Genomic DNA, 6,862 nt, shown 5'->3' with positions numbered 1-6,862 from the left:
TCTGACGCATAATGCATCAGAATAATTTACTCAGTACCTTCTTTTAATTTGCTTGAAAAGGAAAAGATTAGGGGCATGTAAAATGGTGAATAACACCATGTTGACATCAGGAGCCAATGCATTGATCCCTGCACCGCTCTATTCCAACATTGTAGACAAGGCAAGAAACCTTAGCGTATTCACAGCGTCAGGAGTTCCTACAGTGGTAATGGAAACGAACAATCTTACAGTAGCAAAGATTAAAGAGGATTTACAGGTAGCATTTAAGCCAGAGGGAGAAAAGGCTACAGAGAGTACACCGCTTGAACTGGAAGGCGTTACACTGAATTCAAAGACCATTTACGGCTATGCTTATGTATCAATGGAGGCCATACAGTCAGCACAGAACCTTGATGCAATCCTGACAGATTCTTTTGGTAAGGCAGTAGCAGAAGGAATAGACCAGGGCATGTTATACGGTGTATACTCTGGCACAACCCCACAGGAATATGCTCCGGCTGGTATCTTTAACAATGCAGACATCAATACCATAGCAGCCAGCACTTCCGACTATGATGATGTAGTAAGAGCTATTGGACAGATCAGAGCCAACAATGGAGTAGCTGCCACAATGGCAATGAACGCTAATACAGAACAGGTGCTATCACTGTTAAAGGATAAGAATGGCCAGTACCTGACACCGCCTAAAGCAATCACAGATGTAAGTCAGATAGTATCTAACCAGCTGGCATATGATGCAGCGGCAGGCAGTGACATATTAGTGTTTGACCCCAGTGCCTTATTGATTGGTGTGCAGATGGGTGTGAACGTAAAAGTATTTGACGGGGACACAGCAAGTATTGAGAGAGGCCTTGTCTGCTTCAGGATAGCATCAATGATTGATTGTGTAGTATTGCAGCCGAAACATATTAGCAGAATCACAGGATTCGGAAAGGACGGGGAATAACATGGCAGACTTAAAGAAACAACTGGAAGAGGCAAAGACAGAATCTATTAACAATAAGTTCAAAGGCTTTGTGGATATATTGGACGGATACGGAGAAATGACAGACGAACAGGAGCAGGCGGCAACAAATGTATTGCTTCAGCTGATGCTGCTGGAACGCCTGGACAGAATAGCCGAGGCACTGGAGGACAAAGGCAGAACCGGAATTCAGCACAGAGAAAAATAACGCGCCAGCGGTACATGGGAATTAATTTCCTGAAAAGCTCTACAGGGTATCTATAGCAGATGCCTTGTATTGCTTTATACAGGGGAAGAGGTGCTGGAGGCGTAGAGGGATATGCCCCCCGGTCTGAAGGTGGCAAGGACGGCTTTAAGGAACCGGGAGAGGAAGCTGTTTCCAAGTGTATGGACATTATCAGATAAATTTTTCAACAGTGAAATGAGGTGATATTAAGTGAGTAAAAACATTCCTACGAGGGAAACAATCAGACGAAGAACCATAGCCTATATGAAAGAGTTAGGAACCTACAAATTGCAGTATAATCAGCTTATCGAGATATACACAGACATGATTTATCAATATAATGTTTTAAGCCGGAAGTTTGAAGAGGGAGAGTATTCTGTTATCATTGCCACAGAGAAAAGTGAGGGCAAAAAGAACCCTGTTTATACAAGTCTGGAGGGATTGAGAAAGGATATCGGCGTATATTCTGACAAGCTGCGGCTGAACCCTAAGGCATACAATACAGAAGTTGAGCAGCCGGAGCAGGAGAAGTCCCCGTTTGCCCAGCTTATGGAAAAGTATAAAGGGGTGGGAAATTAATTGAGAAATCACGAAGGATATAAAGACCCAACAGCGTGTAAGGCTGTCAGACGGGCATATAAGGCACATAAGCACAAGAGGCAAGAATTCCTGTTTTATTATATAAACGAAATACGGGGCTTTCAAGAGGCGCAGAAGGTAATTAAAGGGTAGGACAATGGTTCCTATCCTTTTGTTTTTACCAGCGTACCTTCAGGTACGGAGCTAAGCGTTACCCCGTCTAAAGGGGAGTAGCAAATTGCGACACCTTCAAGTGTACCCAGAGGTACGGTTGTAAACCATTACCCTGAATCGGTGAAATACCGTATCAGAGGTATTGAGGAATCCAGCATAATAATTATCTTAAATAGTATCAAATTAGTATCAGAGCCATTGAAGAATGTTGAATCTATGGTATTTAGGGCACAAAAAAAGCAGATAACGGGAATCGAACCCGCCTCTCCAGCTTGGGAAGCTAGCATTCTACCAATGAACTATATCTGCATCACAGGTTGTATTATACCACTTTTATCATGTAAAAGCAAGCAGAAAATTTTCGCTTTCATATCTAAAATTTGCCCACGGTTTTTAGAACCGTATAAGAATAATTGAAAGAATTTGACATATCTAGTAGTATTTCTACCTACACACTCAACCAGCAAAACACTAATCGAAAGATTGCAATATGTAAAATACGATTATCAATTTAAAGGAAGACTAGCAACAAGACAATGCTGTTAAAGTCTATAAACTGAGATAATTATGAAAGTGGTTTCAATAAATTAAAATAAAACTTATAGTAAGATATGCACAAAAAATAAAGTAATAAACAGTATAATTTAACAAAATTTCAAATATATTTCAAATAATCATTGACATAATTGCTTATAGAGAATACGATTATAAAAAGAAAAGGAAACCGCTTGCATAATTGCATAGCTACTTTGAAGGGTGATAAGAGGAGGAGCAGAAGAATGAAGAAGGCAGCAGTGTTTGGGAGTTTTGTCGTAGATTTAATGGCAAGAAGTCCACATCTTCCTGTACCGGGTGAAACTGTAAAAGGCTCTATGTTTAAGATGGGGCCGGGAGGGAAGGGATTTAATCAATGTGTAGCTGCACACAAGGCAGGTTCTGATGTTGTTATGGTGACGAAGGTAGGCACAGACAGCTTTGCGGATGTTATATTAGATACAATGAAAGACTTGGGAATGTCCCGGGAACATATTTTTCTTAATAAAGATACCGAGACGGGGATTGCATTAATTATTGTAGATGAGAATACGAGTCAGAATGAAATTATAATTGTTCCGGGTGCGTGTAACACCATTACGGCAGGAGAAGTTGCAAGCATAGAAGACGTTATTAGAAAATGCGAATATGTTCTTCTTCAACTGGAAGTAAACCAGAACGCTAATGAGATGGTCGCTGATTTGGCCAATAAATATGGATGTAAAGTTATTTTGAATACTGCACCATATGTACCAATAACGGATGAGTTTTTGGCTAAATGTTATATGGTAACGCCGAATGAAGTAGAGGCGGAGGCTATCACGGGAATTGCGGTTACAAATTTAGATTCTGCAAAAAAAGCAGCAGCATACTTCAAGAAAAAGGGGGTGACAGACGTAGTTATTACTCTGGGGTCCCGCGGAGTCTTTGTTTCATCCAAGGGGAAAGAGGCGATTATCCCGGCTTATAAAGTGAAGGTTGTTGACACTACAGGAGCAGGGGATGCTTTTAATGGTGGACTTCTTGCCGCCCTTGCGGAAGAAAAAGAGCTGTGGGATGCAGTGAGATTTGCTAATGCACTTGCAGCGCTTTCTGTGCAGAAGCTGGGGACAACTCCGTCAATGCCCTCTCGTGAGGCAGTAGATAAGTTTTTAGCAGATCATGAGTAGAAAAGAATCGCAAGAAATGAATCATAAAAAGGAGGAAAAGAAAAAATGTTAAAAGGTATACCGGAAATTATTGGCTCAGATTTATTAAAGGCTCTGGCAGACATGGGACATGGAGATATCCTGGTGGTGGCGGATCATTTCTATCCCCCATATTCCAAGTCTCCGAATGCAGTGAGTGTTCAGGCAAAGGGAAATACAGCTCCAGAGATGATTGATGCAATCTTAAAGCTTATGCCGCTGGATGTGGAATACTGCAAAACCCCACTGGAATACATGGTCCCAGATACAGATGCGGGAATTACTATGGAACAATGTGATACATGGGATGAAGCTATTGCTGCAGCAGAGGAAAATGGCTATAAAGCAAACTGTGCAGGACCAATTGAGAGAACAAAATTTTATGAAAAGGCGGGAAGAGCAGTTCTTACCATATGTACAAGTGAAACACGACCTTATGGATGTTTCATATTACAAAAGGGCGTTATGTAACGTAGCATTAGATTTATTTTAAAGTGTAACACAACAAATAGAAGGAGGAAAATTATGAAGACAAGAAAAATGCTATCTGTGTTATTAGTGGGAGCCATGACATTTTTACTGGCAGCATGTGGAAACAAAGCAGGTTCTTCATCAAAGAGTGCTGAGGAGGAAGGAAAAGGGAAGGAGTATCATGTGATTTATCTTACACCTTCAACAGCTTCCCAGTTTTGGACGTATGTTGGAATCGGTGTTGAGAATGCGATGAAAGATATCGAAAAGAGTGAAGGAATTAAAGTGGATTATGAGGTGGTTGGACCTGCAGAGGAAAGCCAGACAGAGGATTATGTAACTACTTTTGAAGAATGTATCGGGAAACAACCAGATGCAATCGTAACAGCTACTCTGGCGATTGATGCAACAGTACCAAAAGCTCAGGAAGCCACAAATGCAGGCATTGTTCTTAATTTCGTCAATTGTGGCATCGGAACTGGCGATGATGGGGCGAATGAAGAATATTATAATGAATTTTATTATTGTTCAAATGATACTATCGGTGAGATGGCAGCAGAGGCATTTAAAGATGCCATGGATGCGAAAGGAATCAAAGAAGGCATTCTTGGCATGAACACCAATGTTGAGAATGAAGCCCTGAACCACAGAGTAGATTCTTTTAGAACAAAGATAGCTGAAATTGCACCGGAACTCGAACTGACAGATACATATTACAATGGTAATGTTGTTGAAACAGCACAGGAAAATGCTGAGAATATTATTTCTACATATGGAAACAAGTTAATCGGTATGTATTCAGGAAACAATATCACAGGTGATGGTGTCTGCAATGCAGTTGCAGCAGCAAAGGTCGGAGACAAATTTGTTAATGTAGCAGTTGATTCTGATGATATTGAAATACAGGCTCTTAAGAATGGAGTACTTGATGCAATCATCGTTCAGGATGCCTATGCACAGGGATATAAGTGTATGGAGAATGTTCTTCAGACATTGGTGCAGGGGAAGAATCCGGAGTCTGAGAAACAGGTGAACTGCCCGCCTGTTGTTATTACAAAGGATAATATGGATGAGGAAGAGATGCAGGACCTATTAGATCCGACAAGACTCCAAAAATAGTTTTTAATAGAAATCCGGTTACACTTTAATAACGATGATAATGATTTGATGTAAGGGGCGCTGCTTATGTGCCCCTTACTAAAGAAGAGGGTAAGAATCATGCAGGACACAATTTTAAAGATTGAAAATATTAGTAAATTCTATCCTGGTGTAACGGCACTGAATAATGTGAGTTTTGAGATTAAAGCGGGTGAAGTGAGGGCACTTTGCGGGGAAAATGGCGCAGGGAAGTCTACGCTCATCAAATGCATCATGGGTGTCGAAAGAGCAGATGAAGGCAAAATACTAATGAATTATAATGGTGAATGGGTTGAGAATACGAATGCATTGAAGGCCCAGAGTCATGGTGTATATGCAAACTATCAGCATGTAAATATTGCACCAGAACTTAGTATTGCGGAGAATTATTATCTTGGACGTCAGCCTAAAGGAAAGTTTGGCCGGGTTGACTGGAAAAGAATGTATAGGGACAGCCAGAAAATTATCGACAAGTTTGGCATGAGTGTTAATCCACGGCAAAAAATCTCAAGCTTGCCTATTGCAATGCAGGCGATGGTTACGATTAGCAAAATTTCTGTAAGTGATGATCTGAAAATAGTTATTTTTGATGAGCCAACAGCACTTCTTGAGAATGAAAAAGTTGAGACTCTTTATAAGTTTATCAAAGAATTAAAAAATAATGGTGTAAGTATCATATATATTTCACATCGGCTGGAAGAAATTATGGATATTTGTGACAATGTTACAATTCTAAAAGATGGTACTTATATTGATACGAAGGCAATAGCAGATGTAACAAAAGACTCGTTAATTAATATGATGGTCGGGAGAGAGTTATCTGATATCTACAATATTAAGAAACAGGAACAGGGAGAGGAACTTCTCAGAGTTGGAAATTTCAGTGATAGTTTGCATTTTAAAAACATTAATTTCTCTCTCCATTCAGGTGAGATTATAGGGTTCGCCGGACTGGTCGGGGCTGGACGCAGTGAGATTATGAGGGCATTATGCGGTGTGGAGAAACGCTTAAGTGGTGATGTATATGTTAGAGGGAAAAAGGTGGATATTAAGGATCCGGCATCAGCCCTTGAACATGGAATTGGTTTTTTGACAGAGGACCGCCTTACAGATGGGTTAGCATTATCGCTTCCTATTAAAACTAATATTAATATGAATTCTTATGATATGATTAGTAAAAGAAGTATCATTTCCCTAAAAAGAGAGTCTGAAAGGGCTAAAAAATATTCCAAGGATGTCAATGTAAAAACCCCCAGTATGATGCAGCTGGCAGGAAACTTGTCGGGAGGAAATCAACAGAAGGTTGTTATTGCAAAATTACTTTGCAGGGATCCTGATATTTTAATTTTTGATGAACCTACAGTTGGTGTTGATGTAGGAGCTAAGGAAGAAATCTATAAGATTATGGAAAATCTGATTGCAAAAGGTAAAGGAATTATACTTATTTCTTCCTATTTGCCAGAAGTAATGGGATTGTCAGATCGTCTGTTTGTGATGGCACAAGGCAGAATTACCGGAGAGTTTAATCTTAATGAGATAACAGACTTAAATGAGGAGGATGTCTTGAAAAAAGCATCCGATGAGGGCTAA

At 40.1% G+C, this 6,862-nt stretch carries 7 protein-coding genes and 1 tRNA gene; 7 read left to right on the top strand and 1 reads right to left on the bottom strand.

Annotated elements, in window-relative coordinates:
• Nucleotides 1–97 precede the first annotated feature (97 nt).
• The 3 genes from EDD59_RS08275 to EDD59_RS08265 all read left to right on the top strand — a co-directional run bounded on the left by EDD59_RS08275 (nucleotide 98) and on the right by EDD59_RS08265 (nucleotide 1,769).
• A complete protein-coding gene (locus EDD59_RS08275; protein WP_165920893.1) occupies nucleotides 98–946 on the top strand; it encodes a phage major capsid protein in 849 nt (282 codons plus the stop codon).
• A gap of 1 nt (nucleotide 947) precedes the next feature.
• Nucleotides 948–1,172 carry a hypothetical protein gene (locus EDD59_RS08270; protein ID WP_132380859.1) on the top strand — a complete coding sequence of 75 codons (225 nt, stop codon included), beginning with the start codon at nucleotides 948–950 and terminating at the stop codon, nucleotides 1,170–1,172.
• Nucleotides 1,173–1,400: 228 nt separating this feature from the next.
• Nucleotides 1,401–1,769: a P27 family phage terminase small subunit gene (locus EDD59_RS08265; protein WP_132380857.1), complete on the top strand. Its 369-nt coding sequence runs from the start codon at nucleotides 1,401–1,403 to the stop codon at nucleotides 1,767–1,769.
• Nucleotides 1,770–2,181: 412 nt separating this feature from the next.
• On the opposite strand, the gene EDD59_RS08260 is transcribed toward EDD59_RS08265, so the two are convergent.
• Nucleotides 2,182–2,252, bottom strand: a tRNA-Gly gene (locus EDD59_RS08260).
• Nucleotides 2,253–2,722: 470 nt separating this feature from the next.
• Between EDD59_RS08260 and rbsK the strand changes: the two genes are divergently transcribed.
• From rbsK to EDD59_RS08240, 4 genes are all read left to right on the top strand, one after another.
• The gene (gene rbsK / locus EDD59_RS08255) at nucleotides 2,723–3,646 is read left to right on the top strand and encodes a ribokinase (protein WP_132380855.1); all 924 of its coding nucleotides are present in this window, start codon (nucleotides 2,723–2,725) and stop codon (nucleotides 3,644–3,646) included.
• A gap of 45 nt (nucleotides 3,647–3,691) precedes the next feature.
• The gene (locus tag EDD59_RS08250) at nucleotides 3,692–4,135 is read left to right on the top strand and encodes an RbsD/FucU family protein (RefSeq protein ID WP_132380853.1); all 444 of its coding nucleotides are present in this window, start codon (nucleotides 3,692–3,694) and stop codon (nucleotides 4,133–4,135) included.
• Between the two features lie 54 nt (nucleotides 4,136–4,189).
• Nucleotides 4,190–5,254, top strand: coding sequence for a substrate-binding domain-containing protein (locus EDD59_RS08245; protein ID WP_132380851.1), 1,065 nt, complete (start codon nucleotides 4,190–4,192; stop codon nucleotides 5,252–5,254).
• A 99-nt stretch (nucleotides 5,255–5,353) separates the two neighbouring features.
• Nucleotides 5,354–6,862, top strand: a complete 1,509-nt coding sequence (locus EDD59_RS08240; protein ID WP_132380849.1) for a sugar ABC transporter ATP-binding protein — start codon at nucleotides 5,354–5,356, stop codon at nucleotides 6,860–6,862.

It is taken from the genome of Muricomes intestini, assembly GCF_004346165.1.
Lineage (GTDB): Bacteria > Bacillota > Clostridia > Lachnospirales > Lachnospiraceae > Muricomes > Muricomes intestini.
The sequence above is the reverse complement of the archived record's forward strand: the minus strand, read 5'-3'. Positions and strand labels throughout refer to the sequence as shown.